The organism is Gordonia heveisoli (assembly GCF_030315745.1).
Taxonomy (GTDB): domain Bacteria; phylum Actinomycetota; class Actinomycetes; order Mycobacteriales; family Mycobacteriaceae; genus Gordonia.
Window position 1 is genome coordinate 102,864 of record NZ_JASXSH010000014.1, and the last position, 26,566, is coordinate 129,429.

Below are 26,566 nucleotides of genomic sequence, written 5' to 3' on the forward strand. Positions count from 1 at the left end.
CAACTAGACTCGATCGAATGAGTCCGGATGATCTGCGCCACAGGCTGGCCGATGATCTGGCCGCGCGTGCCGACGACGAGCTGACCGATCTGCTCGCCCATCGTCCGGACCTGGCATCGCCGCCGCCACAGGGCACCGCGGTACTGGCCCAGCGCGCGCTGTCGGCGGCCTCGCTCGCCCTCGTCGGCGACGATCTCGACCTCCTCGGGGTGGCGGTGCTGGAGCAGGTTCTCACCCCGGTCCCCAAGGGCCGCCGCAAGACCCCGCCCCCGGTCACCGTCGATGCGGTCGTCGGCGCGCTCGCCGATCGTGCCGACGCCGACGAGCTGCGGTCGCGCGTCGACCTGTTGCGCCGGCGCGCGGTGATCTGGGGACCCGACGACGACCTGTCCTTCGGCGCGAATGCCGATGCCGCGCTCCCGTGGCGGTCCAAGGCGCTGACCGGTCCGCTCGCCCACCTCGACGCAGCCGAGATCGCCGCCCTCATCGATGGACTCGACGAACGCCGGCTGGAACTGCTGCGCACTCTGGCCCGCGGCCCGGCGTTGGGTCGCAGCCGCGACGCCGACCCCGACGCCGACCCGAATGCACCTGTCCCCCAATTGATCGCGGCGGGTCTGCTCGCCCGAGTGGACAATCAGACGGTCGAACTCCCGCCGATGGTCGGCGCCCTGCTGCGCGAGGAGCCGCCACTGCGCACCGACGACCTCCGGCCGCCGCCATTGGTGGATGCCGGTGGCAAACCTCGCTTCTCGGCCCGCGACATCGATGCCGCGGCAGGCGGTGAGGCGCTCGAACTCATCCGGCACATGACCGCGCTCCTCACCACGCTCGGCACTGCGCCTGCGGCGGTGCTGCGGTCGGGTGCGCTCGGCGTACGTGAACTGCGCAGGCTGGCCAAGGCCACCGGACTCGATGTGAAGCGGGTCGGCCTGCTCGCCGAACTCGCCGGATATCTGCGTCTGATCGATGCCGGTTTTCCGGATCCCCCGCCACCCAACGACACCGGTGAACAGGCTTTTACCCCGACCACCGCCGCCGACACGTGGTTGCACCAGCCGCGTGAACGCCAATGGGCGGTCCTGCTGGAGGCGTGGCTCGCCATGCCCCGGCGTCCCTGGCAGATCGGCGAGCCCGACCGGGACGGCAATGCGCTGGCCACCCTCAGCGGTGACCTGCACGACGCCTACGCACCGGTACAGCGGCGTCTGATCCTCGACGCCCTCACTGCCGCCCCGACGGCCGCGGCCGTGTCCGCGGAGGCGGTGGTCGCCGCCCTGCACTGGCAGCATCCGCGCCAGATTCGGCGGTTCGGACTCCGGGTGGTGGGCGAAACCCTGGAGGAGGCACGCGAACTCGGCCTCACCGCCCATCATGCGATCACCTCGGTCGGCCGGGCTGCGCTCGCCGATGACGGCTCCGATCCGGAGGCCGAGACCGCACTGCTGCGCGCGATTCACACCGCCCTGCCCGATCCGGTCGACCATTTCCTCACCCAGGCCGATCTGACGTTGACCGTGCCCGGACCGATGACACCCGAACTCGCCGATCAGGTCGAGATGGTCGCCGACCTCGAATCCGGCGGCGCGGCATCGGTGTACCGGATATCGGAGGAGAGTGTGCGGCGCGCGCTCGACGCCGGGCGCAGCAGCAGCGAGCTGATCGCCATGTTCACCGCGCACTCACGTACTCCGGTACCGCAGTCGCTGACCTATCTGATCGAGGATGTGGCCCGCAAACACGGCCAGCTCCGGGTCGGCATCGCGGCGAGTTTCATTCGCTGCGAAGACCCCACCACCCTGGCGGCGGTACTGCGCAGTCCCGCCGCCGAGACACTCGCGCTGCGCGCGCTGGCACCCACCGTCGCGGTGTCGCCGTCGGAGGTTCGCGACGTCATCGACGCGTTGCGCGCAGCAGGATTCGCACCGGCCGGCGAGGACTCGTCGGGCACCCTGGTCGACCTGCGGCAGCGCGGCAGCCGGGTGAACATCTCCCGGCAACGCCGCCAGCCCACTCCTCGCCGCAGCACGCCCGCTCCCGCCCAGCTGGCAAATGCGGTGAGCCGCATGCGTTCCCACGATCGCGCGAATGCCGCACAACCCGCCACCGCCCGGACCGGTACCACCACCACGACGCCGGTGCGGGCGACCGGCGGCGGCGAATCGGCGACCGCCCTGATCCAGCTCGCGCTGCGCGCCGGCCGCAGGCTGCGCGTCGGGTACGTCGACGCGCAGGGCTCGGCCAGCAGGCATGTGGTGTCGCCGCGCATCCTGGGCGCCGGGCAGCTGATCGCGGTCGAGGAGGGCAGCGACGAGGAGCAACGCTTCTCCCTGCACCGGGTGACCAGCATCGACCTGCTCGACTCCTGAGGCGCAGCCGGGCTAATTCGATGGACGGGCGGGCCGCGCCCACCTAGTGTGGTCGAGCCGTCGCCCGACGGCGAGAAGCACACGAACACAGGAAGAATCATGACGAGCCAGTTCCCCGTCCCACTCTCCGGCGCCGCCGCATCGACCCTGTTGTGGGCCGATGAGACGTCGATCGAGACGCGCGCACTCGAACAGCTGCGCCGGGTCTCGACGCTGCCGTGGGTGCACGGGGTGCGTGTCATGCCCGACGTCCATGTCGGTAAGGGCGCCACCGTCGGCTCCGTCATCGCCATGCGCGACGCAGTCTGTCCGGCCGCCGTCGGCGTCGACATCGGCTGCGGAATGGCCGCGGTCCGAACCGATCTCACCGCCGACGACCTGCCAGATGATCTCGGCCCGCTGCGTTCGGCGATCGAGGCCAAGGTTCCCGTCGGCTTTCGCGGGCACCGCGATCCGGTAAATACCGACCGCATGCTCGCCGGCGGTGGGTGGAAGCCGTTCTGGGACCGCTTCGGCGACCTGCACAGCGGTGTCCGCCAGTTGGACATCCGCGCGCACAAGCAGATGGGCACGCTCGGCGGGGGCAACCACTTCATCGAGATCTGTCTGGCCGATCCCGACGACAACGGCGTCGAGGCGGTCTGGATCATGCTGCATTCGGGATCCCGCAACATCGGCAAGGAACTCGCCGAGCGGCATATGGCGATCGCCGCGAAGCTCCCACACAACGCCGGACTGTCCGACCGCGATCTGGCCGTATTCGTGTCCGGCACACCGGAGATGGATTCCTACCGACGGGACCTCGACTGGGCGCAGGAGTATGCGGCCCGCAATCGCCGGGTCATGCTCGCGCTGGTCTGCCAGGCAGTACGGGAGAGTTTCGCGGCACGCCGGGTCGTCTTCGACGAGCCGATCAGCTGCCACCACAATTACGTTGCCACCGAACAGGTCGACGGCCTCGAGCTGCTGGTGACCCGAAAGGGCGCCATCCGCGCGGGCAGCGGCGACCTCGGGCTGATCCCCGGTTCGATGGGCACCGGTTCCTACGTGGTGCGCGGACTCGGGTCGGCGGCATCGTTCTACTCGGCCTCCCATGGCGCCGGGCGACGGATGAGCCGGACGAAGGCGCGGCACATGTTCACCGCCGCGGACCTGGCCGCCCAGACCCGAGGGGTGGAATCACGCAAGGACGCCGGCGTGGTCGACGAGATCCCGGCGGCGTACAAGGACATCGACGAGGTCATCGCCGCCCAGACCGACCTCGTCGAGGTCGTGGCACACCTGCGGCAGGTCGTGTGCGTCAAGGGCTGACGATCCGCTCACCCCCGGCTACTGTCAGGGGTGAGCGGTATCCCGAGGTGGCGAAGGTGGTTCGCGATGAGGCGAGCACAACCGATCAGCGGACCGGCGGCCGAGGTCGCCGACGACTTCCGGCATGAGCTGGTGCGGCGTCTGCCACGCACCAGGCACCGACGACCGATCCACCATCCGGCCGACCTGATCACCGCACTGGGTCCGACGATCGCCGGTTCCAACGTCATCATGCAACTGGCCAATCCGCGGGTCGGGTACGGCGTCCACGAGAGCCGGGTCGATTCGGGCAACGCCATCAAGCGCCCGATCAAACGCAGCCGCACGACCGGCACCTTCCTGGCGGTGGCTCTCCTCGGCACCGACGCCGACCGGGCGTATGTCCACCGCGAGATCGCCCGCATCCACCGGCAGGTGTATTCCACCGCCGACAGCCCGGTCCGCTATCGCGGCAACGACGCGCGGCTCCAGCTCTGGGTTGCGGTCTGCCTGCTCAAATACTTCATCGACCAGTACGAACTGCTCTACGGCCCGCTCACCGACGCCGAACGTGAGCTGGTCGTCGCAGAGGGTCATCCGCTGGGGACTGCGCTGAATGTGCCGCGCTCGGCCTGGCCCGCGGACTATGCGGCTCTGCTGGCGTACTGGTCGTCGGAGCTGGACCGGCTGCGCATCGACGCCCCGGTGCGCGAGGAACTGCGCCGACTGGCGGATCTGTCGTTCCTGGAGTATCGCGCGGGGCTGGTCGGCACGGCCGCACACCTCGTCTTCGGTCCGACACTGAGTTACGCCATCCGGGCCGGCCTGCCGCCGCAGGTCCGCACGCTGATGGGGTGGGACTGGAGTGCCCGCGACGACCGTCGCTACCGGCAGGCGCTGGCCGGGGTGCGCCTCGTCGACCCGCTCCTCGGTCCCGCGGTGAAAGGGATGCTCAAGCTGAATCTGCTCGACATGAGGGTGCGCCGGCGGCTCGGGGTCAGCGTGTTCTGACCTGGCCGCCGGATGACCGTGCCGGGGCGGGGTAGCCGCGACCTGGACGAATCTGGACAATGGAGCGGGTGACCGATGGACCGCTGATCGTGCAATCCGACAAGACGCTGCTTTTGGAGGTCGACCACCCCGACGCCGCCGCGGCCCGCGCGGCGATCGCGCCCTTCGCCGAACTCGAACGCGCACCCGAACATGTGCACACCTACCGGGTGACCCCGCTGGCGTTGTGGAACGCCCGTGCCGCCGGACATGACGCCGAGCAGGTCGTGGACGCGCTGGTCTCCTACTCGCGGTATGCGGTGCCGCAGCCGCTGCTGATGGACGTGGTCGACACCATGGGCCGGTTCGGCCGGCTGCAGCTGGTCAAACACCCCGCGCACGGCCTGACCCTGGTGAGCCTGGACCGTGCCGTCCTCGAGGAGATCCTGCGCAACAAGAAGGTCGCCCCGATGCTCGGTGCGCGCCTCGACGACGACACCGTCGTCGTCCATCCGTCCGAACGCGGTCGGCTCAAGCAGGTCCTACTCAAGGTCGGCTGGCCCGCCGAAGACCTCGCAGGCTACGTCGACGGTGAGGCCCACCCGATCGCCCTCGACCAGGGGGACTGGCATCTGCGCGACTACCAGGAGATGGCGGCCGATTCCTTCTGGGCGGGCGGATCGGGCGTTGTGGTGCTGCCGTGTGGCGCCGGTAAGACCATGGTTGGGGCCGCCGCGATGGCGAAGGCCGGGGCGACGACCCTGATCCTGGTGACCAACACCGTCGCCGGGCGGCAGTGGAAACGCGAGCTGATCGCCCGCACCACGCTGACCGAGGACGAGATCGGCGAGTATTCGGGCGAACGCAAGGAAATTCGGCCGGTCACCATCGCCACCTATCAGGTGATGACCCGAAAGTCGAAGGGCGAGTACAAGAATCTCGACCTCTTCGATTCCCGTGACTGGGGCCTGATCATCTACGACGAGGTCCATCTCCTGCCTGCTCCGGTGTTCCGGATGACCGCAGACCTGCAGTCGCGTCGCAGGCTGGGCCTGACCGCGACACTCGTCCGCGAAGACGGTCGCGAGGGTGACGTGTTCAGCCTCATCGGCCCCAAACGCTACGACGCCCCGTGGAAGGACATCGAGGCGCAGGGCTGGATCGCACCCGCCGACTGCATCGAGGTGCGGGTGACCCTCACCGACGAGGAGCGGCTGCAGTATGCGGTCGCCGAGCCGGAGGAGAAGTACAAACTCTGCTCAACCGCGCACACCAAGGTGAACGTGGTGCGTTCCATCCTGGCCCGCCACCCTGGGTCGCAGACGTTGGTGATCGGGGCGTATATCGACCAGTTGGAGGAACTGGGCCGCGAACTCGACGCACCGGTGATCCAGGGGGCGACCAAGAACAAGGAGCGCGAAGCACTCTTCGACCGCTTCCGTTCGGGCGAGCTGCAGACACTGGTGGTGTCGAAGGTCGCGAACTTCTCCATCGACCTACCGGAGGCATCGGTGGCGGTACAGGTGTCGGGCACCTTCGGTTCGCGGCAGGAGGAGGCGCAGCGTTTGGGCCGACTGTTGCGGCCGAAGGCCGACGGCGGGCAGGCTCACTTCTATTCGGTCGTCTCCCGCGACACCCTCGACGCCGACTATGCCGCACACCGGCAGCGTTTCCTCGCCGAGCAGGGCTACGCCTACCGCATCACCGATGCCGACGACCTGCTCGGCCCGACGATCGGTGACGGCAGCACGACCTGACCCGGCCCATCGTCGGCGCGCATACGGTCAGGCTTCGACGAGGCAGTAGCCCAGCGACATCGGATCGGTGAAAGTCCACCGCGTCTCGCCCGTCGTGCAGGACAGTGACACATCGGTGGACCGTCGGGTCACGCGGGCCCGCAGCGCCCCACCGACCGGCGCGGTCGAGCACGACAGTTCCTGATACTGATACAGCGAGCCACCCGACGTCGGGATCTGATAGCACTGCCCCGCATAGAAGTTGGGGGTCAGACACAACTTCTGTGTCGACGACGGGAAGGTGATGACCGAATTCTGCTGGCTCGAACAGCTCTGCCCGGAACCGATCAGCGACGCCGCGTAGAAGTTGAATCCGCTGGAATCACAGGTGACCCGCGAAACGAGTACGGTACCGCCACCGCCCGCCTGCTCGGTGACCGTGACACAGTCGCCCGGGGCGACCTCGCTCGGTATCGTCACCGGCCGCGGCGCGGTGTCCGGGGTGCGGGTCGCCGGGTCCGGCGACTCGGTGCCGTCGGTTACCTCGGTGCTGCGGGGTCCTGTCGTCGCCGATGTGGTCGCCGACGCGCCGGCATTCTTGTCGCCGCCGCTCTTGTCACCAGCGTTCGAGTCGGAGATGCCCTTACCCACCCACGCCACGCCGACGATCACCGCGACCAGCAGGATCACCGCGACGACGCTCAGCACGATCAGTAGTCGCGAGGTCTTGTCCGGGGGCGGTGCGGCAGCGGTGTACGCCTGCGGGGTGAACGACGGCGGCGGGGTGAACGACGGCGGCGGGGTGAACGACGGTGCCGGGGTGAACGAAGGTGCCGGGCTCACCGGTGGTCGGGCGATCGCCGTGGCCGACAGCCCCCGTCCGGCCGCGGCCTCGGCGAGTGCGGCGGCAAAGGCGCCGCACGACTCGTAGCGGTCGGTGGGCGACTTGGCGAGTGCACGCGCGAACACCTGGTCCACAGCCGGGGCCAGGTCCGGACGGATACTGCTGGGCCGCGGCACCGGACTGTTGAGGTGATGGGCGATCAACGACGCCTGGTTCTCTCCCGTGAACGGCTGCCTGCCGGTCATCAGCTCGAACACCGTGGCCGCCAGCGAGTACTGGTCGGCACGGCCGTCCACCTGCTCCCCCAGCAACTGTTCGGGCGCCGAATAGGCGACCGTGCCGAGGAACATGTTGGTCGAGGTCAGCTGGCTGACATCCTGCTGCGACTTCGCAATCCCGAAGTCCGCGAGCAACACCCGCGGTTCGGCACCGTCGGGGTCGGCGACCAGGATGTTCGCCGGTTTGACGTCGCGGTGCAGCAATCCCGTCGCATGGGCGCGATCGAGGGCGGACCCGACCGCACGGGCCACCGCTAGGACGGTCGGCATGCCGAGCCCAGCCGGATGCCTGCGCAGCAGCTTGAGTCCGTCGATGCCGTCGATGTACTCCATCGCGATCCACAGGTGTCCGGCGTATTCGCCGGAGTTGAAGATCGTCACGATCGACGGATGTACGACGCTGGAGGCGAGTTCGGCTTCGCGGACGAACCGCTGGCGATACATCGGGTCACTGCTGAGGTCGCCCGGCAAGACCTTGAGCGCCTCATTGCGGGGCAGGTGCGGATGACGGGCCAGATAGATTTCGCCCATGCCGCCCCGGCCGATCAGCGCGATGATCGTGTAACCGGCGAAGATGTCACCCGGGTTGCGCACGATCCACTCTCCTCCATGGTGATTAGGCGACAATCGTAGGCCGATGCGGAGCCGGTCGCGCACTCGACACCACCGTCGTCCCCCCAACCGACGACGAATGTGCCCGCAGCGCCCCTGCTCGCCTACCCGCCGATGTGACAGCCTGGACCGATGGGAACATCGCCAGCCCCGAACCTCGACCCGACATCGCGGACCGTGTCGCGACTGCAACCGTTCACGTCGACGATCTTCGCCGAGATGTCGGCCCTTGCGGTCGCCCACGGCGCGATCAACCTCGGACAGGGCTTTCCCGACGCAGACGGCCCGGCGTCGATGCTGACCGCGGCGCAAGCGGCGATCGCCGACGGCCACAACCAGTACCCGCCGGGTATCGGCGTGCCCGAACTCCGACGTGCGGTGGCCACCCACCAGCGCGCCCACTACGGACTCGACTACGACCAGGACACCGAGGTACTGATCACCGTCGGCGCCACCGAGGCGATTGCAGGCGCGGTCGTCGGGCTGGTCGAACCGGGTCGTGAGGTCATCATGATCGAGCCGTACTACGACGCTTATGCCGCCACCGTCGCGATGGCGGGCGGGGTGCGCCGCACCGTTCCACTGGTATCGGATGCCGACGGTTTCGTCCTCGACCGCGACGCCCTGGCGGCGGCCTTCGGCCCCGACACCGCCGCCATCCTGGTCAACACCCCGCACAACCCGACCGGCACCGTCCTCTCCGACGACGACCTCACCGAGATCGCGCGACTGTGCATAGAGCACGACGTCGTGGCCATCACCGACGAGGTCTACGAGCATCTCCTCTTCGACGGCCGCCGCCACACCCCACTCGCCAGCCTCCCCGGGATGCGTGAGCGAACCCTGCGAATCTCCAGTGCGGCAAAGACATTCAACTGCACCGGCTGGAAGGTCGGCTGGATCAGCGGCCCGGCGGAGCTGGTGTCGGCGGCCCGCGCCGCCAAACAGTACATGTCCTATGTCGGGTCGGGACCGTTCCAGCCCGCCGTCGCCCACGCGCTCGGCAACGAGATGGCATGGGTGGCCGAATCGGCCGCCGGATTGCAAGCCAAACGAGACCTGCTGTCGGCCGCGTTGAGCGACGTCGGTTTTGGCGTACATCGCAGCGAGGCAAGCTATTTCGTCTGCGCCGACCCACGTCCGCTGGGCTACGACGACGGCATGGCCCTGTGTCGGGCGATGCCCGAGCGGATCGGGGTGGCCGCCGTCCCGGTCAGCGTCTTCACCGATCACACCGCGCCGTGGCGCCACCTCGTGCGATTCGCATTTGCCAAACACGACACCGCGATCGCGGAGGCGGCGGAGCGCCTAGGGCGGTTGTGACGCCGACCTCGCCGCCCGCGCCCGGGCGCGCACCCGCCCGGCCGAAAGTAGGGGAAGAACTTCGTCCCCCACTTTTGCGTTCCTCCCCGCGTTACAACACGGGGAACCGCCGAAAGTAGGGGAAGAACACTCGTCCCCCACTTTCAGCGCGGGGCGGGGCGACGGTCAGCTCAGCGCGGGTCGCACCCGTGTCTCGAAGAGCTCCAGATCCTCACGGTCGTGGGCGATCTCGGGGAAGTAACAAATCGCGTGCGCAAGGCCGGCCGCGGCCAGGCCGGCCAGATTGTCGGCGACCTGCTCGGGCGTTCCGACGGCCGGCATCCCCCGGAAGGCCGCCATCGCGGCGTCGGCGGCGGCGTCACCGACGTAGCGGGCCTGCTTGTCGCGCAGCCGTTCGAGTTTGCGCTCGACCTCCGCCTCGGTCTCGGCGAGGATCACGTTGTAGTTGGCCGTGCGGGTGATCTCGGCGAAGTCGCGTCCGATGTCGGCGCAATGCTGGGCCAGCACCTCGGATTTGTGTGCGAAGCCGGCGGGGGTGCCGTCGAAGTTGGTGTAGTCGGCGTATTTCGCGGCGATCCGCAACGTCTTACGTTCGCCGCCACCGGCGATCCAGAGTGGAATGCGGCCGTTGAGCGGTCGGGGCGCGACGATCGCGTCGTCGACGGTGTAGTGGCGTCCGGCGAAGGTGACCCGACCCTTGTCCCAGGCTTCGCGCATGATCTGGACGCCCTCGTCGAGGCGTGCGAGCCGCTCACCCGGTGACGGAAATCCGTATCCGTAGGCACGCCATTCGTGTTCGTACCAGCCTGCGCCGATACCCATCTGAACCCGACCGCCCGAGATGAGGTCGGCGGTCGCCGCCACCTTGGCGAGGTAGGCGGGATTCCGATAGCTCATCGCGGTGCACATCTGACCGATCTCGACCCGGTCGGTGGTGGCCGCCAACGCCGCGACCAGGGTCCACGCCTCGTGGGTCGCCTCGTCGGTGGGCGCCGGGACGGTGTGGAAGTGGTCGTAGACCCAGATGGAGTCCCATCCGCCGGCCTCGGCGCGCGCGGCAACCGACGACATCGTCGCCCATTGCCGTGCCGGCTCGATGCCGGTGAGATCCAATCGCCAGCCCTGCGGAATGAACAGCCCGAATTTCATGGCTGCCACGTTACGCAGACATCCGTTCGGCGCGGCAGAGAGGAAACTTACAAACAGTCTGGACTGTTTCTTACTTGGTGACTACCATCACCACGGTGACCGAGAACACTCCTGGCCAGTCGCCGCCCGACGACGCGGATCCGCCCACCGCCCCACGTCGTACGCAGGCACAACGCACCGCCGCGACCCGAACCAGGGTGCTCGACGCCGCGATCGAGACCCTCGTCGAACTGGGGTACGCGCGCACCACGACACAGGAGGTCAATCGGCGTGCCGGGGTGTCGCGCGGCGCCCTACTGCACCACTTCCCCACCCGCGAGGCGTTGCTGGTCGCCGCGGTCGAACACCTCGTCGCGCGACGCATCGCGGAGATCCTCGCCCAGCCGCGCACCGGCGACGAGGATCTGGAGATCCTCGTCGGCGCCCTGCGCGGCCCCCATTTCGACGCCGCCCTCGAACTGTGGGTCGCGGCCCGCACCGACCCGGCCCTGCGGGCAGCACTCATCCCACTCGAGGCAAGTTTCGCCGACGCCATCGCGGCCGGCAGTCGCGAATTGTTCGGCGATCGCTACACCCGGGCGCAGATCGAACTCACCGCCGAACTAGCCCGAGGCCTTGCCGTGTCGGCCATCCTGCGCGACCCCGATGAGGACCGCGCCCTGCTCGATCGACTGCTCCCCGTTTGGAAGGACCTGCTGTCATGACCGCCTCCCCCACATCACCCGGCCCCGGTCTCGCCGACCCCGAGTACGTCGACGTCCTCATCGTCGGCGTCGGCTTCGGCGGACTCGCCGCACTACACAGCCTCCGTCGCGATCATCCGAACCTGACCGTGCTCGCCGTCGAACGTGCTTCCGGGGCCGGTGGCGTCTGGCGCGAGAACGACTACCCTGGCGCGGCCTGCGACGTCCCGACATCGCTGTACTCGCTGTCGTTCGCCCCGAATCCCGACTGGTCGCACACCTACGGCCGCCGCGGCGAGATCCACACCTATCTACGCTCGGTGGCGCAGGATTTCGCCGACCAGATCCGCTACGACTGCGCGCTGACCGCGGCACGCTGGGACGAGAGCACCCAACGCTGGATCGCCGACACCGAGCAGGGCACCATCGTCTGCCGGTTCCTGGTCGCCGCTCCCGGTGCGCTGTCAGCCCCGACGACCCCGACGCTGCCCGGTGCCGACGAGTTCACCGGCACCGTATTCCACAGCGCCACCTGGGATCACACCCACGATCTGCGCGGCCGCCAGGTGGCGATCGTGGGTAGCGGCGCGTCGGCGATCCAGATCGTGCCCGAGATCGTCGACGAGGTCGGCGCGCTGACCGTCTTCCAGCGCACCCCGGCCTGGGTGGTTCCGCGCATGGACCGCACCATCGGTCGCGCGGAACGCAGTGTGTACCGACGCATTCCCGGCGTGCACCGTCTGGTCCGCAAGGCGGTCTGGGCATACCGCGAGGCCTACGTGCTACTGATGGCGCGCCGACCCCGGCTGTTGGTGATCGCGCAGACGCTGGCCATGGCCCAGTTGCGGGTACAGGTGCGCGATCGGGGGCTGCGTCGGCGACTGACCCCGACGTACACCATCGGCTGCAAGCGAATATTGTTGACCAACAAATGGTTTCCTGCGCTCCAGCGGGACAATGTCGTCGTTACCGGTGCGATCTCGGCGCTGACCGCGACCGGTGCCGTCGACGCCGACGGCACCGAACATCCGGTCGACACGGTGATCTTCGCGACCGGGTTCACCCCCACCGAACCGCCCATCGCGGGTGTGATCACCGGCCGGGACGGCCGCACCCTGGCGCAGACCTGGTCCGGTTCGCCGCAGGCCTATCGAGGTGTGTCCGTACACGGCTTCCCGAATCTCTTCTTCCTGTACGGCCCCAACACGAATCTCGGACACAGCTCCATCGTCCTCATGCTCGAACCGCAGGCGAACTATGTCGCGGCGACGATCGGCGAACTCAACCGCCGCGGCAAGGTGACCGTCGAGGTCACCGCCGAGGCGCAAGCACGCTACAACTCCGAACTCGACGCGGAACTGGCAGGCACGGTGTGGAATTCGGGCGGCTGCTCGAGCTGGTATATCGATGCCACCGGACGCAATTCGGTCATGTGGCCGCAGTACACCGGGGTGTACGCGCGAATGATGTCGAGCTTCGACGCCGCCGACCATGTGCTGGCCGACGAGCATGCCGCCGTCGGCGACCAGATCGGGACCGCGCGATGAGCGGCGGACGTCGGACGCGCGCCGACCATCGGTTCGACGTCGTGGTCATCGGGTCCGGATTCGGCGGGTCGGTGACCGCACTTCGACTGGCCGAGAAGGGTTATCGGGTCGCCATCCTGGAGTCGGGCCGCCGCTTCGCCGACGACGATCTCCCCAAGACCAGTTGGCGACTGCGCGACTATGTGTGGGCGCCGACCCTCGGTCTGTTCGGGGTGCAACGGATGCATCTGCTGCGCGACGTGCTCGTGGTGGCGGGCGCCGGGGTGGGCGGTGGTTCGCTGAACTACGCCAACACCCTCTACCGTCCCCTGCCCGCATTCTTCGACGATCCGCATTGGGGCGCCATCACCGACTGGGCCGCCGAGCTCGATCCGTACTACGACCAGGCCTCACGCATGCTGGGGGTCACCACATATCCCCACGTGACGCCGGCCGACGAGGTCATGCGACGCGTGGCGGTCGAGATGGGTGTCGGGGACACCTTCGTCCACACCCCGGTCGGGGTGTTCTTCGGTGAAGCCGGAAAGACTGTGCCGGATCCCTACTTCGGCGGAGTCGGACCCGCACGAACCGGCTGCACCGAGTGCGGTGCCTGTATGACCGGATGCCGGGTGGGCGCCAAGAACACCCTGGTCAAGAACTACCTTCATCTCGCCGAACAGGCCGGCGTACAGATCTTCCCGATGACCACGGCCCATCGGGTGCGCCCGGACGGTCCCGGCTACCTGATCGACACGCACCGAACGGGACGCAGGCATAGTCGTCGTCGGACGAGCACTTTCGCCGCCGGCGAGGTCGTCTTCGCGGCCGGCACCTACGGCACCAACAAGCTCCTGCTGTCGATGCAGGATTCCGGCGATCTGCCCAATCTGTCGTCCCGACTGGGCGCGGTGGTCCGCACCAATTCCGAGGCGGTCCTGGCCGCCAGTGCGCGCGACGTCGACATCGACTACACCGCGGGGGTCGCGATCACCTCGTCCTTCCATCCCAACGACCACACCCACGTCGAACCGGTGCGATATGGCAAGGGCAGCAACCTCATCGGGATCTTGCAGGCGATCCTCGTCGACGGTGGCGGCCGGACACCGCGGCTGCTGAAGGCACTGGTGGAGATGGCACGTCACCCGTTGGTCACGCTGCGCGCCTTGTCGGTGCGACGATGGTCCGAACGCACCATCATCGCACTGGTGATGCAGACCGCCGACAACTCCATCGAATTGTTCTCCCGGCGTGGACGTTTCGGCCCGATCCTGCGCAGCCGTGCCGGGACAGGCGATCCCCCGCCCCGCTGGATCCCGGAAGGACATGAGGCGATCCGGGCCGTCGCCCGCGATATCGGCGGCGACCCGGGCGGTTCGATCGTCGACCTGCTGAACATCCCGATGACCGCCCACTTCCTCGGCGGCTGCGCCATCGGCGAGTCCGCCGAGACCGGCGTCGTCGACGCCTACCATCGGGTGTTCGGTCACCCCGGTCTGCACGTCGTCGACGGTTCGGCGGTGTCGGCGAACCTCGGGGTCAACCCGTCGCTGACCATCACCGCCCAGGCCGAACGCGCGATGGCCATGTGGCCCAACGCCGGTGAGGCGGATCAGCGGCCTCCGCTGGGCGCGGGATACACACCGGTGGCACCGGTGGCACCGAGGTCCCCCGCGGTCCCCGAACACGCTCCGGCCGCACTTCGGCTACCGCTCACGGTGCTCGCGCGCGAGGCCTGAAGGTCAGCTCACAGCGGGAAGCCCTGCTCCATCAAGTCGACGGACCGCATCATCAGTGCCAGGGATTCCGGGTCGCCCGGGTCCTCGATCTGGTCGGCGGCGTTGAAGATCACGCCGCCGACCGCCGCGACGAAGACCTTCAGCCCCTCATCGTCGGGGTCCACACCGAGATACTCGGCGAAGTAGGCTCCGGCCTCGGAGAAGGAGCGGTCGGCTTCCAGCTGGTAGGCCAGCCGCAGCACCGGCTCACTGTGGATCAGCCGCATCCGCTGCGGATTCGACGCCCACGGATCGTCGAGGACGATGGCGTAGCTCGCCCGCAGCAGCGCCCGCAGCAGTTCGAAACGCCCGAGACCCGACGGTAGCTGGGCGATGGCCTGCCCACGCGCCTCGTCGTTGTCGTCGCTGATGACGACCTGTTCCTTGGAGGCGAAGTACCGGAAGAACGTGGTGTGTGAAACCTCGGCCTCCCGGGCGATCTGCTCGACCGTCGTCTGGGCATAACCCTGCTGTTCGAACAGCCGCATCGCGGCGTTGCGGATCGCGGCCCGCGTCCGGATCTTGTGCCTCTCACGCAGACCGACCGGGCGCCCCGGACCGGAGCCCGGGGTCGCTCCGGCCATCGTCAGTCGTCCGACTGCCCCCGATTTCTCGGTCGTCACACTCATGTCGTCGACCCCGATCGTCTCTCGCGTCAGCTCTGCACTCCCGCCACTGAGGAAGTCACGTCCCGGCCATCCGATTCGTCGTTCCCCTGTGGGATACCACGATTACGGACGGCACCGCCCTCGATGTCGAAATTCAGTACGACACGATCGAGCCACTTCGGCAGACCCCAGGCCCGGTCGCCGAGCAGGGCGATGACGGCCGGCACGACGGTCATGCGAATGATGAAGGCGTCGAACACGATCGCGCAGGCCATGGCGAAACCGAGCATCTTTCCGGTGACATCCGGGGACAACATGAACGCGGCGAAGACGCTGATCATGATGACCGCGGCCGAGGTCACCACCCGGGCGCCGTGCCGGTAGCCCGCGATGATCGCATCCTTGGCGGACATGCCATGGATGTACTCCTCGCGCATTCGGGTCACCAGGAACACCTGATAGTCCATCGCGAGGCCGAACACCACGCCGATCAGGAAGATCGGCAGGAACGAGAGGATCGGCTGGGTGTTCTCGATCAGCCCGAAGTCGCCCTCCTGGAAGATCGCGACGGTCACGCCGAAGGTGGCGAGCACCGAGAAGATGAACCCGAGGGTGCCGATCAGCGGAACCCACAGTGAGCGGAACACTCCGATCATGATGAGGAAGGCCAGGCCGACCACGACGATCAGGTACGGGATCAGAGCCTCGTCGAGTTTGGCCGACAGATCCGAGAGGATCGCCGTCTGCCCGCCGACATGCATTTCGGCGCCACGCTTCTCGATCTGGGGCGTGATCGCACGGATCTTGTCCATCAGGTCGTGCGTGGCCTGATCGGACGGACCGGTCAGCGGCGTGACGGTGATCAGCGCGGTGTTCGCACCCACGTTCGGCGACTGGGTGCCGTTCCCCATCCACACCACGGTGTCGGGGTTGGCGATCCCGGGCAGCGCCTTGATGCGCTCGACGGCGTCGTCGGCGGCGGCGTTGACGGTGCCCTCGTCGGCGTGCACGACGACGAACAACTGCCCGTTGACGCCCTCACCGAAGCCCTTCTGCAGCAAGGTGGTCGCACGCGCCTCGTCCGGACTGGACATCGACATGCCGAGTTCCATCTTCCCCATCGGGAGAGCGGCCACGACCAGGATGGCCAGCCCCGCGATGATGAACGGGATGGGCCGCCGCACGACGAGCCGGCCGAACTTCACACCGTTCGTGTCGACGGTGGCCGATTCCTCGGCGTGCTTGATCCACGGGATCTTCGGGCTGAAGGCGAAGCGCCCGGTGGCTCCGAGGAGCGCGGGGATCAGCGTCAGCGCGGCGAGCACGGCGATGAACACGGCGATGCCGGCACCGGCACCCATCTGGGTGATGAACGGGATACCCACCACCATGAGCGCGACCACCGCGATGATCACCGTCAAACCGGCGAACACCACCGCGGTACCCGCCGTACCGACGGCACGTCCGGCCGCGTCCTCCGCACTGCCCCCGCGATTACGTTCGGCACGATAACGGGACACGATGAACAGTGCGTAGTCGATGGACACCGCGATACCGAGCATGGTCACGATGGCGGTGGCCGACTCGTTGATGCTGAGGAATGACGCACCCAGCGTGAGCAGCATGATGGTGATGATCACGCCAACGATGCCGGTGATCAGCGGGATGAAGGCGGCCACGATTGCGCCGAAGGCGACGATCATGACCACGAAGGCGACGGCGAAACCGATCAGCTCGGCGGTTCCGCCCTGTTCGCTGACCTGCATCAGCGAGCCGGTGGCCTCGACCTGCAGGCCCGAACCGCGGTACTTGTCCAGCAGGCTGACGAGTTTGTCCTTGTCGTCGACCGTCAGGTCCATGACCTCGGTGGTCTGGCGGACCTGGATCAGACCGACCTTACCGTTGTCGCCGGTCAGCGGCGCTCCGGAGGCTTGGTCAACCGACTGAACGAGCGGATTCACGATCGGTGCGGCGACGTTGGGCAGCTTCTGCAGGTCGGCGATCAGCGCGTCGACCTGACCGCGATGGCCGGCGAGACCGTCTTCGGCGTAGACGAGGACGCTGGTCGACGCCCGTTCCTGCGCCTTCATGACCTCCGGGAAGTACTCCTGGATCTGCTCGGTGGCCGTGCCGCCGTCGGTACCCGGGAGTTCGAAGTCCTTGCTGAACTTCGGACTGAGGGCACCGACGAGGCCGACCACGGCGACCGCCGCGAGCAGCCAGCCCGCGATCACCCACCACTTGTGTCGGAAGGAGAACCGGCCGAGCCGGAACAGCAATGACGCCATGAGGTCTTCTTCTCTCTGGGCTGTACATCGGACTGGACTGCATCAAACGTGTGATCGCGTGAAGCCGTAGAGCTGCCAGTCGGTCACAAGTGTTACCGACTAACACTAATTAACTGGTACCGAAATCCCGGCCATCGTGCCACCTCGGTCGGCGACTTGCGGCCCAGATCACCCCCTCCGACCGGCGGTGACGACCGTCGCACCGGGTGCGCATACCCCCGGTTGACCTTGGCCGACGACCCTAACCCGGCAGCGGCTCGGTGAGGTACCGATGAATCGTCGGCGCCACGATCGCCACGATCCGCGAACGATCGAGTTCGGCGAGCGGTCGCGCATGCGCGAGGTTGCGCGCCGCGGCGACGCCGAGCAGGTGCGAGCCGGCGAGCGTGACACGGAGAACCGGGTTGTCGAGGCCGGCGATCTCGTCGGGAAGTGCGGCCACCACGCGGGTGGCGAGCAGTTCGTGGAGTAACCCGTCCGACGTATCCGAGGTGAATGCGGTTCGGAACAACGCCCGCACCATCGATCCGGTCTCCGGTGACTCCCAGAGGTCGAGGTAGGCGGCCGCGAGTCGCTCACCGAGTCCGGCCGGATCGCCGGCGAAGGCGGCGGTCAACTTCCCCGGTATCTCACTGCGGTCGGCGATCGTCGCCGCGAACAATCCCTGCTTGTCGGCGAAGAAGTGCCGGATCAGCCCGGGATCCACCCCTGCCGCGCCCGCGATCGCACGCATCGACGCGCCCGCATATCCGCGCGCGGCGAACAGTTCCTTCGCCGCGTCGAGGATCGCGTCACGATTGGCGCCGTCACCGACCGGGCGGCCCGGTCGGCGCTTGCCCCGCGAAGAGTCCTGCCCCACCGGGGAGGGCACGTCCGGCATATCGACTACCCGCGCGTCCGGTTCACACCGAATTTCTTCCACACCTGTGGAATACTACCCCCCATCACATTCGAACCTGGAGGTTCGCCATGGCCCGCGATGATCTGGTCATCGATGTCGACGGATTGCACAAGTCATTCGGCTCATTCCACGCGCTGAACGGACTCGACCTGCACGTCACGCGTGGCGAGGTACACGGATTCCTCGGCCCGAACGGCGCAGGCAAATCGACGACGATCAGAGTCCTGTTGGGTCTGTTGCGCGCCGACGCCGGCACCATCCGACTCCTCGGTGGCGACCCGTGGCGCGACGTCGTCGAACTCCACCGGCGCCTGGCTTATGTCCCCGGCGACGTGTCGTTGTGGCCCTCGATGACGGGCGGCGAGGCCATCGACCTCCTCGGCTCGATGCGCGGCGGCCTCGACGAGACGCGCCGGGCCGATCTCGTCGAGCGGTTCGAGCTGGATCCGACCAAGCGCGGCCGCCAATATTCGAAGGGCAATCGACAGAAGGTGGCGATCGTGGCCGCCCTCGCCTCCGAGGTCGAACTCCTGATCCTCGACGAACCGACGTCCGGACTCGACCCGTTGATGGAGAACGTCTTCCAAGAGGTGGTCGGCGAAGCCGTCGCGCGGGGGGCGACAGTATTACTCAGCAGCCACATCATGTCGGAGGTGGAGACGCTGGCCGATCGGCTCAGCATCATCCGCGACGGATCGATCGTGAAAACCGGGACGCTCGCCCAATTGCGGGGGCACACCCGAACTGCGGTTCGGGCCGAACTCGCATCCACCACCGAGATCGACCGCCTCTCGATGCTGCACGACGTCCACCTCGACGGCTCGCGGCTGACTGCCACGGTGGACTCGGATCGGATCGGCGAGGCCATGACCGCACTCGCCACACACGGAATCGAGTCGCTGACCGTCGAACCGCCATCACTGGAGAGCCTGTTCCTGCGACTGTACGAGAACGACGACGAGACCGCCGGGGGCCGGTGATGGCGATCGCCGCAGCCGTCACCGGGACCGCACCGCTCTTGCGCGCCTCACTGAAACACGAGTTCCGTAGCTTCGCGCCATGGATCGCGATCGCCACCGCACTGTCGGTGTCCTCGGTCATCGTCTATCCACTGCTGTTCCCCGACGTGGCCGATCGTCGGGCGTTCGCGGCCACCGTCGGCGGCAACCCCGCGCTTGGGCTGATCTTCGGACCGGCCTACGACCTGTCCACGGTCGACGGGTTCAACGCCTGGCGCAGCCTCGCCCTCGGCGGTTTCGCCACCGCACTCGGCATGATCTTCATTGTGATCAAAGCCAGTCGCGGACAAGAGGATTCCGGCCAGGCAGAACTACTGGCAGCCGGGGTCCTGGGACGCGAATCCCGTCTGTCGGCCGCTCTTGCGATGGCCACCGTCGCAGCGCTCGCCGTCGGCGTGATCTCCGGTGTCGCCACCGGCCTGTGCGGCGGCGGCTGGGAGCCCTCGCTGCTCCTGGCCGCCGGCTTCACCGTGTCCGGCTGGATGTTCGCGGGCCTGGCCGCGGTGACCGCCCAGATCGGCACCGATGCCCGAACCGCGAACTCGATCGCGGTCGCCGTGTTGGGGGTGCTGTTCATCCTGCGCGGCTTCCTCTACTCCATCGACGCGCCGGCCTGGACCACGTGGATCAACCCGCTGGGATGGATCACCGAAACCCGCCCCGCCACCGGCGACCACTGGTGGCCCCTACTGCTGGGCGTGGCCTTGGCCTTGATCGCCGTCGGCATCGCGTTCACCATGCAGGTCTCGCGCGATTTCGGACAGGGCATGATCTCGCCGCGACCGGGTCCGGCCCGCGGAACCGCGCGTACGCCTTGGGGATTGGCGCTCCACCTCAACCGGGCCCCCGCGCTGTCCTGGTCAGTCGCCTTCGTCGGGCTCGGCGTGGTGTTCGGCTACTTCGCCCGCTCCGTCAAAGACATGTTCGGCGCCAACCCCGCGCTGACCGAGATCTTCGCGTCCGGCGCGGCATCACCGGACGATCTGATCGCGGCATTCGTGACGACGATCCTGTGTCTGATCGGCATCATCGCGTCGGTTCCCGGCGTGCAGACGATCATCCGTATCCGCGCCGAGGAACTCGATGATCGGCTCGAACCGGTGCTCGCCTCGTCGGTCAGCCGTTGGCGCTACCTCGCCGACAACGTCGCCATCGCCTTCCTCGCCGCCGCGGCGTACGTCCTGATCGCCGGCGTCGTCATCGGGGTCTTCGCCGCCACCGCCGACATCGGCATCGGCGTCGGGGACGCGGTGATGCAGGCGGTCGTCACGATTCCCGCGGTGTGGACGGTGGTGGCCATCGCTGTCCTGATCATCGGCGCCCGACCACAGGTGCAGATCGCCGCCTGGATCGGCGTGCTCGCCTCCTTCGTCCTGACCCTGCTCGGTCCCAGCTTCAAACTCCCCACCTGGGCGCTGGGTATCAGCCCCTTCTATCACGTACCCGACGTCTCCGCCGCGACCCAGAACTGGTGGGGCCTGCTGTGGATCAGCCTCTTCACCCTCGCGTTCCTCGCGCTCGGCTTCGTCGGCTTCCGCCGCCGTGACACCCCCTGAGCCCACAATACGAACACATGTTCGATTCCCTGGTAAGGTGGCCGCATGCCGCCAGGTATGCAGACCTCGATCTTCGACGTACTCGACGTACCCGATGCCGCCGGGTCCTCGCTGGGACCGCTCGGCACCGACGTCCGCCGCCGCGAACTCACCGACGGCGCGTGGGTGGACCTCCGCCCCGGCTGGCTGCGCGAGTCGCTCGAGCTGTTCGATTCGCTGACCACCGCGGTGCCATGGCGTGCCGAACGTCGGCAGATGTACGACCAGATCGTGGACGTGCCACGCCTCGTCGCCCACTATGCGGCCACGGCCGATCTACCCGCGCCCGAGTTGTCCAGCGCGCGTTCGGCATTGACCGAGCACTATCGCGCCGAACTACCCGAGGGTTTCGCCACGCTCGGCCTGTGCCACTACCGCGACGGCGCGGATTCGGTGGCATGGCACGGCGACCGCTTCGGCCGCGGCGCCACCGATGACACCCTCGTGGCCATCCTCTCGCTGGGTGCACCACGCCCGCTGCTGTTGCGTCCGCGCGGGGGCGGACGGTCACTGCGCTTCACCCTGTCGGGCGGTGACCTGCTGGTGATGGGCGGCAGTTGCCAACGCACCTGGGAGCACTGTGTACCCAAGACACCCGGCGCCGGAGCGCGGATCAGCATTCAGTTCCGGGCCCCGGGGGTGTGGTGATCGCAACTCGGATTCACACTGCTCCGCGTGCTTTAATCGATTCGTTATAAACGCACGCCAACTCTCGCAGGAGACATCCGACGATGAAGCGCACCGCCACCCTCGCCACCAGCCTGCTGACGGCCACAGCCATCGCCGGGGCGGTGATCGCGGGCCCCGCTGCCGCCGATCCGCTGTCGGACCTGTTCGGCAGCGCGGGTAGCTCCGGCGGCAGCTCGGGGTTCGGTTCCTCCGACAACAAGCCCAAGCACTACGGCAAGCTCGGGCGCCCCGATGCGCGCAACGGCGTCAAGTCGATCAACGTCTGGGTGTACGCCCCCAACAAGACGCCCGAGATCAGTCCCGGCGTCTACCCCCGCGGCTCCAAGCTGGGGGTGCGTTGGAATTCGACCATCGACGCCGGTCCCGTCGTATCCGGCAAGGAATGCCAGATGAGCGTCCACCTGACCGGACCCAAGGTGCCCGCCAAGGCCGCGGTCACCAAGACCCAGGAATGCACCTCGAAGAAGTCGTACCTGTTCCGGTCGGCAGGCACCTACAAGATCAGCGTCACCGACGCGATCTCCGGCGCATCCAACTCGATCACCTTCACCCTTCAGTAGCGCCCGGCACTCGCGTCAGAACCCGTATTCGACGCCGGTGAGAACCTCGGATCGGGTCCACAGCGCCTCGCGGACGGCCTGGTCGTCGGCGCGTTTGTCGTAGCGCGACCGGCCGGGGGCGCCGTGCATACCGAAATGCTGTGTCGGCCCGTAGAAGGTGCTCGACTCGGCCTCGGGTGAGGTGGCGGCGTACAGCGTCGGCAGGGCGCCGTCGGCGGCCGACTGTGCGATCGGCAGCTTGTTGCCGAGTTTCGCGAGAAAATCCTGCGACGTCTCGGTACGACCCTGCAGTTCGGTGGCGGCGTAGCCAGGATGGGCGATCATCGAAGCGACCGAAGAACCCGTCGCAGCCAGGCGGAATGCCAGTTCGCGACCGAACATCAGGTTGGCCATCTTCGAGTCGCCATAGGCCCGCCAGCGGCGGTAGCGCCGCTGCTCCCAGTTGAGGTCCCCGAGATCGAGGCGACCGATGTAATGCATCGCCGACGACAGGGTGACGACCCGGTCGGTGATCTTGGGCAGCAGCAGCCCGGTGAGCGCGAAGTGGCCGAGGTGGTTGGTGCCGAACTGCATCTCGAATCCGTCGGCCGTCCGGCGCAGCGGCAGGGCCATCACCCCGGCGTTGTTGATCAGGACGTCGGCGCCGGTGAAGTCGGCGGCGAAGGCGCGCACCGAGGACAGGTCGGCGAGGTCGAGCCGCGCGACGGTGGCTCTCGGCCCGATGGCGGCGGCGACGGCATCGGCCTTCTCGGTGTTGCGACAGGCGAGTACGACGTCGGCGCCGGCGGCCGCCAGCGCGCGGGCAGTCTGTTCCCCGAGTCCGCTGTTGGCGCCGGTCACGACGACACGACGGCCCGATTGGTCCGGAATATCGTCCGTCGACCAGTTCGCCATGATGACACCACACCCCTCGTCGCCCCGGTTGTCCCCGGCCCACGCTATTGACGTGGTCCACCGACGTCAACGGGTCCGGGCCGGACGGTCGGGGCCCCCGAGTCGGCTCAGCGTCCGAACATGTTGAGTGGCAACCGAAGCGGATTCGCGGCGATCCGGCGAGCCGGACGCAACAATCCGGCGAGCAGACCACCGCCGCCGGGCATCGCCGCCACCATATCGGCCGGGCCGAACAGTTCGGTGGGCTCGCTGCGACCGCGCAGAACCCGGCTGCCGAGCACACTCCATCGCTCGATCTCATCCTCGGCCCGCTCCATCGCCGCCCCGCTGGCCAGGACGGTCACGCGGCCGACCTTGGCGAGGTCGGAGATCCGGGCGCATTCGTTCACCGGGTCGCCGATCACGGTGTACTCGTAGCGGAACTCGGCGCCGATGTTGCCCGCGAACACCGCCCCGTAGGACACCCCGATCCCCCATCCGATGTCGAGGCTGCGGGTCAGGCGGTCGGCGAGCTCACGGGCGGCGCCGAGCGCCGCGTCGGCGGGATTGTCGATGGACACCGGGGCCCCGAAGACCGCCAGCGCCGCGTCTCCCTCGAATTTGTTCACAAAACCCGAATGCCGGTCGACGACGTCGGCGACGATCTCGAAGAAGGAGTTCAACAGCTTCGCGGTGGCGTCGGGCCGGTTGTCCTGGGCCAGCCGGGTGGAGCCGACGATGTCGACGAAGAGCACCCCGACCTCGACATTGCTGCCGTGCAGGCCGATCCCCCGCTCGATGGCCAGATCGGCCACCGTGTCACCCACATGGCGGGCGAAGATCTCCCGCATCCGGTCACGTTCGGCCAATCCCTCGACCATCTCGTTGAATCCGTGTTGCAGCACGCCGAGTTCGGAGGAGTCGTACACCGGGACGTGGGCTTCGAGGTCACCGTCGTCGACGCGTTCGATGGCCCGGCGCATCTCGGTGAGAGGGTCGGTGATCGCCTGCCCGACCAGGAAGATGACACGACCACCGGCGGCGAGTCCGACGATGGCGAGGGTGACCGACACCCAGTCCACCGAACCGTGGACCGGGGGCAGCATGTCCGCCCATCGGCCACCGTTGACGATGAGCAGTCCCACCATCGGCACGGCTGAACTGACCGCCCAGACCGCGAACATGCGCGAGCGGACCCCGTGCATGACGTGGTTGGCCGGGAAATCGTGCAGCGCCGCGACCGACAGCGGGCGGGCGGCACGTTCGGCGAACAGATAGGTCAACGACGCACTGGAGGTGCCGGCGAGGGTGAAGGCGATGGCGACACCGATGACATTGTTCAGCGTGAGGTTGTCGGCGGCCAGCACATAACTGATGACCGCAACCGACCACGCGATCATGGTGCCGAACACCTGGTTGCGCGGGATGGCCTGCACTGCGCGCCGACGGTCGTGGTCGGCGGGCGTGCAGCTGATGAACCAGCGCAGTTGGGGTCGCAGGAAGAGCACGCAGAGCAGGACGTTGATGACCATGCCCACGATCACGGCGAACAACACGGGCGGAAAGTTGGGGGCGCCGAGCGTCTCGTCGAAGGTGATCTGCCCACCGTTGTAGGCCAGTTGCACCAGGAAGAAGGTCTCCAGGCCGATCACGGTGTTACTGACGACGATGGCGGCGACGGCGACCGTGGTGGCATAACGCGCGATGCGCCGACGCATCGTCGGACCCAGGCGCGCCCACCCGCGTGGGGTCGACACCATGTGGATGCCGCCGAGGATGACCGCACGACGGCGGAGCAGGTGGTGCACCAGCCCCTCACGCTTGGCGCGTGCTGCCATCACTGCTCCTGCCCTTTTCCGGTACCTGAAAGCGTACCCAGGCTGATGCGCACAGGACAGCAGCACAAAGACCCGGTCGTGCCCGACCGAGTCTGGGAAACAGCAGGAGGCCGGCACCGCCGCGGGGTTCGCGGTGCCGGCCTCCTACGGTTGGAGGGTCGAGGATCAGGCGGGCTGGCCGGCCTCGATCTCCAGGGTGATGGTGATCTTGTCGCCGACGACCACGCCGCCGCCCTCGAGCGGCATCTCGATGTCGATGCCGAAGGCCTTGCGGCTCAGCACGGTCTTGGCCTCGAAGCCGGCGACCGGGCCGTTGCCCATACCCGGGTTCACACCGTTGAACTCCAGCTCCAGATCGACCGACTTGGTGACGCCCTTGAGGGTGAAGTCGCCGGTCACGACGTAATCATCGCCGTCGGCGCGCACCGCGGTCGAGACGAAGGTGGCCTTGGGGAACTTCTCCGCGTCGAAGAAGTCTGCCGAACGGATGTGGCCGTCGCGCTGCTCGTTGCCGGTGTTGATCGAGGTCACGTCGATCTCGGCCTGCACGGACGGGGTGCCGTCCTCGGCGACGGTGATGGTGCCGGTGAAGTTCTCGAAGTTGCCGCGCACCTTGCTCACCATCAGATGCTTGACGGAGAAGCCGATGCTGGAGTGGGCGGTGTCGATGTTCCAGGTACCGGCGGCGATCGGGGCGGTGATGGTTGCAGTGGTCATCGTGATTCTCCTTGGTGAATGACGTGGGATGAATGACGTCGTGGGCTACGTGGACCTTCGCGGCCCATCGATAGGTATAACCGGACCACAGTCCGATTACTTCCCGATTCATTCTGTGATCTGGGTCACTGGCCCACAGCGGCGATTGGCCGAACCTCAGGACCAGGCGAAGACCGGCTGTTCGAATCCGTCGACGCGGGTGTGCCGGTCGCGGAGCACCACCTCGGCGAACTGGTAGATGACCGCCGCGGTCGGCGCATGCACCAACGACCCGACGATCGGGAGTTGGATGACCGGCTTGTCCGATTGCGGAATGGTCAGGAACCGCGGTTCGACGCCGAGCTCGGCGAAGGTGACGAAGAACAGTTCCGCCACCTCGTCGGGATTGGGTATCGGATCGGCATGCTCGCCGGCCCAACAGACGATCGGGGTGATGACGAAACCCGAGCGCGTCGGGTAGTCGTCGAGGAGGCCGAGGACGGAATCGGGAGCCAAGGCGATACCCAGCTCTTCGTGCAGCTCGCGCAGGCCCGCTGTCGTCGCGTCCTCGCCGGGGTCGAGCCGCCCACCCGGCAGGGCGAATTGCGCTGCGTGACGGCGCATCCCGACCGGCCGCTTCATCAGCCAGATCCCCTGACGACCGTCGCGTTCGGCCATCACCAGGACCACCGCGGCCGGACGGGCGTCGGGCACCGACACCGCACGCCGCTCGAAGGACGCGACCCGCTCAGCCGCCACGTCACGCTGCACAGGGATTGACGTCACCGTCTCAGTTGACCATGCCGACCCGCCGGGTGGCACCTAGGGATCGATGCGCAATTGAGGGTTAATTGCCAGATTGTGTGTACAGAATCCCGGTTTTCTGGGGCCTGACCTCGGGTGATGGTGGTCTGAACATG

General features: G+C 67.6%; 21 protein-coding genes. 12 read left to right on the forward strand and 9 right to left on the reverse strand.

The window, feature by feature from the left end:
- The first annotated feature begins 17 nt into the window (after positions 1–17).
- The 4 genes from QSJ18_RS13785 to QSJ18_RS13800 all read left to right on the forward strand — a co-directional run bounded on the left by QSJ18_RS13785 (position 18) and on the right by QSJ18_RS13800 (position 6,406).
- Positions 18–2,369 carry a helicase-associated domain-containing protein gene (locus tag QSJ18_RS13785; protein ID WP_286327089.1) on the forward strand — a complete coding sequence of 784 codons (2,352 nt, stop codon included), beginning with the start codon at positions 18–20 and terminating at the stop codon, positions 2,367–2,369.
- Between the two features lie 99 nt (positions 2,370–2,468).
- Positions 2,469–3,680, forward strand: coding sequence for an RtcB family protein (locus QSJ18_RS13790; RefSeq protein ID WP_286327091.1), 1,212 nt, complete (start codon positions 2,469–2,471; stop codon positions 3,678–3,680).
- A gap of 66 nt (positions 3,681–3,746) precedes the next feature.
- The gene (locus tag QSJ18_RS13795; RefSeq protein ID WP_286327092.1) at positions 3,747–4,670 is read left to right on the forward strand and encodes an oxygenase MpaB family protein; all 924 of its coding nucleotides are present in this window, start codon (positions 3,747–3,749) and stop codon (positions 4,668–4,670) included.
- Between the two features lie 68 nt (positions 4,671–4,738).
- Positions 4,739–6,406, forward strand: coding sequence for a DNA repair helicase XPB (locus QSJ18_RS13800; RefSeq protein WP_353507215.1), 1,668 nt, complete (start codon positions 4,739–4,741; stop codon positions 6,404–6,406).
- Positions 6,407–6,433: 27 nt separating this feature from the next.
- Here the strand turns inward: QSJ18_RS13800 and QSJ18_RS13805 are convergent, their stop codons facing one another.
- A complete protein-coding gene (locus QSJ18_RS13805; RefSeq protein ID WP_286327114.1) occupies positions 6,434–8,104 on the reverse strand; it encodes a serine/threonine-protein kinase in 1,671 nt (556 codons plus the stop codon).
- A 147-nt stretch (positions 8,105–8,251) separates the two neighbouring features.
- Between QSJ18_RS13805 and QSJ18_RS13810 the strand changes: the two genes are divergently transcribed.
- The gene (locus QSJ18_RS13810; RefSeq protein WP_286327094.1) at positions 8,252–9,442 is read left to right on the forward strand and encodes a pyridoxal phosphate-dependent aminotransferase; all 1,191 of its coding nucleotides are present in this window, start codon (positions 8,252–8,254) and stop codon (positions 9,440–9,442) included.
- A 165-nt stretch (positions 9,443–9,607) separates the two neighbouring features.
- Here QSJ18_RS13810 and QSJ18_RS13815 read toward each other — a convergent pair whose 3' ends face one another.
- Positions 9,608–10,591 (reverse strand): LLM class F420-dependent oxidoreductase, encoded by a 984-nt coding sequence (locus QSJ18_RS13815; RefSeq protein WP_286327095.1) that lies wholly within the window; start codon positions 10,589–10,591, stop codon positions 9,608–9,610.
- A 95-nt stretch (positions 10,592–10,686) separates the two neighbouring features.
- Between QSJ18_RS13815 and QSJ18_RS13820 the strand changes: the two genes are divergently transcribed.
- From QSJ18_RS13820 to QSJ18_RS13830, 3 genes are read left to right on the forward strand one after another with little or no spacing between them, the layout of a single operon-like run.
- Positions 10,687–11,295, forward strand: coding sequence for a TetR/AcrR family transcriptional regulator (locus QSJ18_RS13820; protein WP_286327096.1), 609 nt, complete (start codon positions 10,687–10,689; stop codon positions 11,293–11,295).
- Positions 11,292–12,821, forward strand: coding sequence for a flavin-containing monooxygenase (locus tag QSJ18_RS13825; protein WP_286327097.1), 1,530 nt, complete (start codon positions 11,292–11,294; stop codon positions 12,819–12,821). The genes QSJ18_RS13820 and QSJ18_RS13825 overlap by 4 nt, the downstream gene beginning before the upstream one ends.
- A complete protein-coding gene (locus QSJ18_RS13830) occupies positions 12,818–14,539 on the forward strand; it encodes a GMC oxidoreductase (protein WP_286327098.1) in 1,722 nt (573 codons plus the stop codon). Before QSJ18_RS13825 ends, QSJ18_RS13830 begins: the two co-directional genes overlap by 4 nt.
- A gap of 8 nt (positions 14,540–14,547) precedes the next feature.
- Here the strand turns inward: QSJ18_RS13830 and QSJ18_RS13835 are convergent, their stop codons facing one another.
- From QSJ18_RS13835 to QSJ18_RS13845, 3 genes are all read right to left on the reverse strand, one after another.
- Positions 14,548–15,207, reverse strand: coding sequence for a TetR/AcrR family transcriptional regulator (locus tag QSJ18_RS13835; protein WP_286327099.1), 660 nt, complete (start codon positions 15,205–15,207; stop codon positions 14,548–14,550).
- A 26-nt stretch (positions 15,208–15,233) separates the two neighbouring features.
- Positions 15,234–17,474, reverse strand: a complete 2,241-nt coding sequence (locus QSJ18_RS13840; protein WP_286327100.1) for an MMPL family transporter — start codon at positions 17,472–17,474, stop codon at positions 15,234–15,236.
- 241 nt (positions 17,475–17,715) lie between these two features.
- On the reverse strand, positions 17,716–18,354 hold the full coding sequence (locus tag QSJ18_RS13845) for a TetR/AcrR family transcriptional regulator (RefSeq protein WP_286327101.1): 639 nt from the start codon (positions 18,352–18,354) through the stop codon (positions 17,716–17,718).
- A gap of 89 nt (positions 18,355–18,443) precedes the next feature.
- Here QSJ18_RS13845 and QSJ18_RS13850 point away from each other — a divergent pair, with 89 nt between their 5' ends.
- From QSJ18_RS13850 to QSJ18_RS13865, 4 genes are all read left to right on the forward strand, one after another.
- Positions 18,444–19,355 carry an ABC transporter ATP-binding protein gene (locus tag QSJ18_RS13850; protein WP_286327102.1) on the forward strand — a complete coding sequence of 304 codons (912 nt, stop codon included), beginning with the start codon at positions 18,444–18,446 and terminating at the stop codon, positions 19,353–19,355.
- On the forward strand, positions 19,355–20,950 hold the full coding sequence (locus QSJ18_RS13855) for an ABC transporter permease (protein WP_286327103.1): 1,596 nt from the start codon (positions 19,355–19,357) through the stop codon (positions 20,948–20,950). The genes QSJ18_RS13850 and QSJ18_RS13855 overlap by 1 nt, the downstream gene beginning before the upstream one ends.
- A gap of 45 nt (positions 20,951–20,995) precedes the next feature.
- Positions 20,996–21,637: an alpha-ketoglutarate-dependent dioxygenase AlkB gene (locus QSJ18_RS13860; RefSeq protein ID WP_286327104.1), complete on the forward strand. Its 642-nt coding sequence runs from the start codon at positions 20,996–20,998 to the stop codon at positions 21,635–21,637.
- A gap of 83 nt (positions 21,638–21,720) precedes the next feature.
- On the forward strand, positions 21,721–22,239 hold the full coding sequence (locus tag QSJ18_RS13865; protein WP_286327105.1) for a hypothetical protein: 519 nt from the start codon (positions 21,721–21,723) through the stop codon (positions 22,237–22,239).
- Between the two features lie 15 nt (positions 22,240–22,254).
- On the opposite strand, the gene QSJ18_RS13870 is transcribed toward QSJ18_RS13865, so the two are convergent.
- The 4 genes from QSJ18_RS13870 to QSJ18_RS13885 form a co-directional block, all read right to left on the reverse strand.
- Positions 22,255–23,133 carry an oxidoreductase gene (locus QSJ18_RS13870; protein WP_286327107.1) on the reverse strand — a complete coding sequence of 293 codons (879 nt, stop codon included), beginning with the start codon at positions 23,131–23,133 and terminating at the stop codon, positions 22,255–22,257.
- A 107-nt stretch (positions 23,134–23,240) separates the two neighbouring features.
- A complete protein-coding gene (locus QSJ18_RS13875; protein ID WP_462476079.1) occupies positions 23,241–24,950 on the reverse strand; it encodes an adenylate/guanylate cyclase domain-containing protein in 1,710 nt (569 codons plus the stop codon).
- A 165-nt stretch (positions 24,951–25,115) separates the two neighbouring features.
- Positions 25,116–25,667 carry a YceI family protein gene (locus QSJ18_RS13880; protein WP_286327108.1) on the reverse strand — a complete coding sequence of 184 codons (552 nt, stop codon included), beginning with the start codon at positions 25,665–25,667 and terminating at the stop codon, positions 25,116–25,118.
- 156 nt (positions 25,668–25,823) lie between these two features.
- The gene (locus QSJ18_RS13885; RefSeq protein ID WP_462476080.1) at positions 25,824–26,423 is read right to left on the reverse strand and encodes an NUDIX hydrolase; all 600 of its coding nucleotides are present in this window, start codon (positions 26,421–26,423) and stop codon (positions 25,824–25,826) included.
- Positions 26,424–26,566 lie beyond the last annotated feature (143 nt).

Excerpts from the sequence above, each read along its gene's own strand:
- QSJ18_RS13830 (WP_286327098.1), top strand. The coding sequence starts at position 12,818 with ATGAGCGGCGGACGTCGGACGCGCGCCGACCATCGGTTCGACGTCGTG.
- QSJ18_RS13825 (WP_286327097.1), top strand. The coding sequence starts at position 11,292 with ATGACCGCCTCCCCCACATCACCCGGCCCCGGTCTCGCCGACCCCGAG.
- QSJ18_RS13810 (WP_286327094.1), top strand. The coding sequence starts at position 8,252 with ATGGGAACATCGCCAGCCCCGAACCTCGACCCGACATCGCGGACCGTG.
- QSJ18_RS13835 (WP_286327099.1), bottom strand. The coding sequence starts at position 15,207 with ATGAGTGTGACGACCGAGAAATCGGGGGCAGTCGGACGACTGACGATG.
- QSJ18_RS13860 (WP_286327104.1), top strand. The coding sequence starts at position 20,996 with ATGCCGCCAGGTATGCAGACCTCGATCTTCGACGTACTCGACGTACCC.
- QSJ18_RS13840 (WP_286327100.1), bottom strand. The coding sequence starts at position 17,474 with ATGGCGTCATTGCTGTTCCGGCTCGGCCGGTTCTCCTTCCGACACAAG.
- QSJ18_RS13850 (WP_286327102.1), top strand. The coding sequence starts at position 18,444 with ATGGCCCGCGATGATCTGGTCATCGATGTCGACGGATTGCACAAGTCA.
- QSJ18_RS13875 (WP_462476079.1), bottom strand. The coding sequence starts at position 24,950 with ATGGCAGCACGCGCCAAGCGTGAGGGGCTGGTGCACCACCTGCTCCGC.
- QSJ18_RS13845 (WP_286327101.1), bottom strand. The coding sequence starts at position 18,354 with ATGCCGGACGTGCCCTCCCCGGTGGGGCAGGACTCTTCGCGGGGCAAG.
- QSJ18_RS13795 (WP_286327092.1), top strand. The coding sequence starts at position 3,747 with ATGAGGCGAGCACAACCGATCAGCGGACCGGCGGCCGAGGTCGCCGAC.
- QSJ18_RS13785 (WP_286327089.1), top strand. The coding sequence starts at position 18 with ATGAGTCCGGATGATCTGCGCCACAGGCTGGCCGATGATCTGGCCGCG.
- QSJ18_RS13790 (WP_286327091.1), top strand. The coding sequence starts at position 2,469 with ATGACGAGCCAGTTCCCCGTCCCACTCTCCGGCGCCGCCGCATCGACC.
- QSJ18_RS13855 (WP_286327103.1), top strand. The coding sequence starts at position 19,355 with ATGGCGATCGCCGCAGCCGTCACCGGGACCGCACCGCTCTTGCGCGCC.
- QSJ18_RS13870 (WP_286327107.1), bottom strand. The coding sequence starts at position 23,133 with ATGGCGAACTGGTCGACGGACGATATTCCGGACCAATCGGGCCGTCGT.
- QSJ18_RS13880 (WP_286327108.1), bottom strand. The coding sequence starts at position 25,667 with ATGACCACTGCAACCATCACCGCCCCGATCGCCGCCGGTACCTGGAAC.
- QSJ18_RS13865 (WP_286327105.1), top strand. The coding sequence starts at position 21,721 with ATGAAGCGCACCGCCACCCTCGCCACCAGCCTGCTGACGGCCACAGCC.
- QSJ18_RS13815 (WP_286327095.1), bottom strand. The coding sequence starts at position 10,591 with ATGAAATTCGGGCTGTTCATTCCGCAGGGCTGGCGATTGGATCTCACC.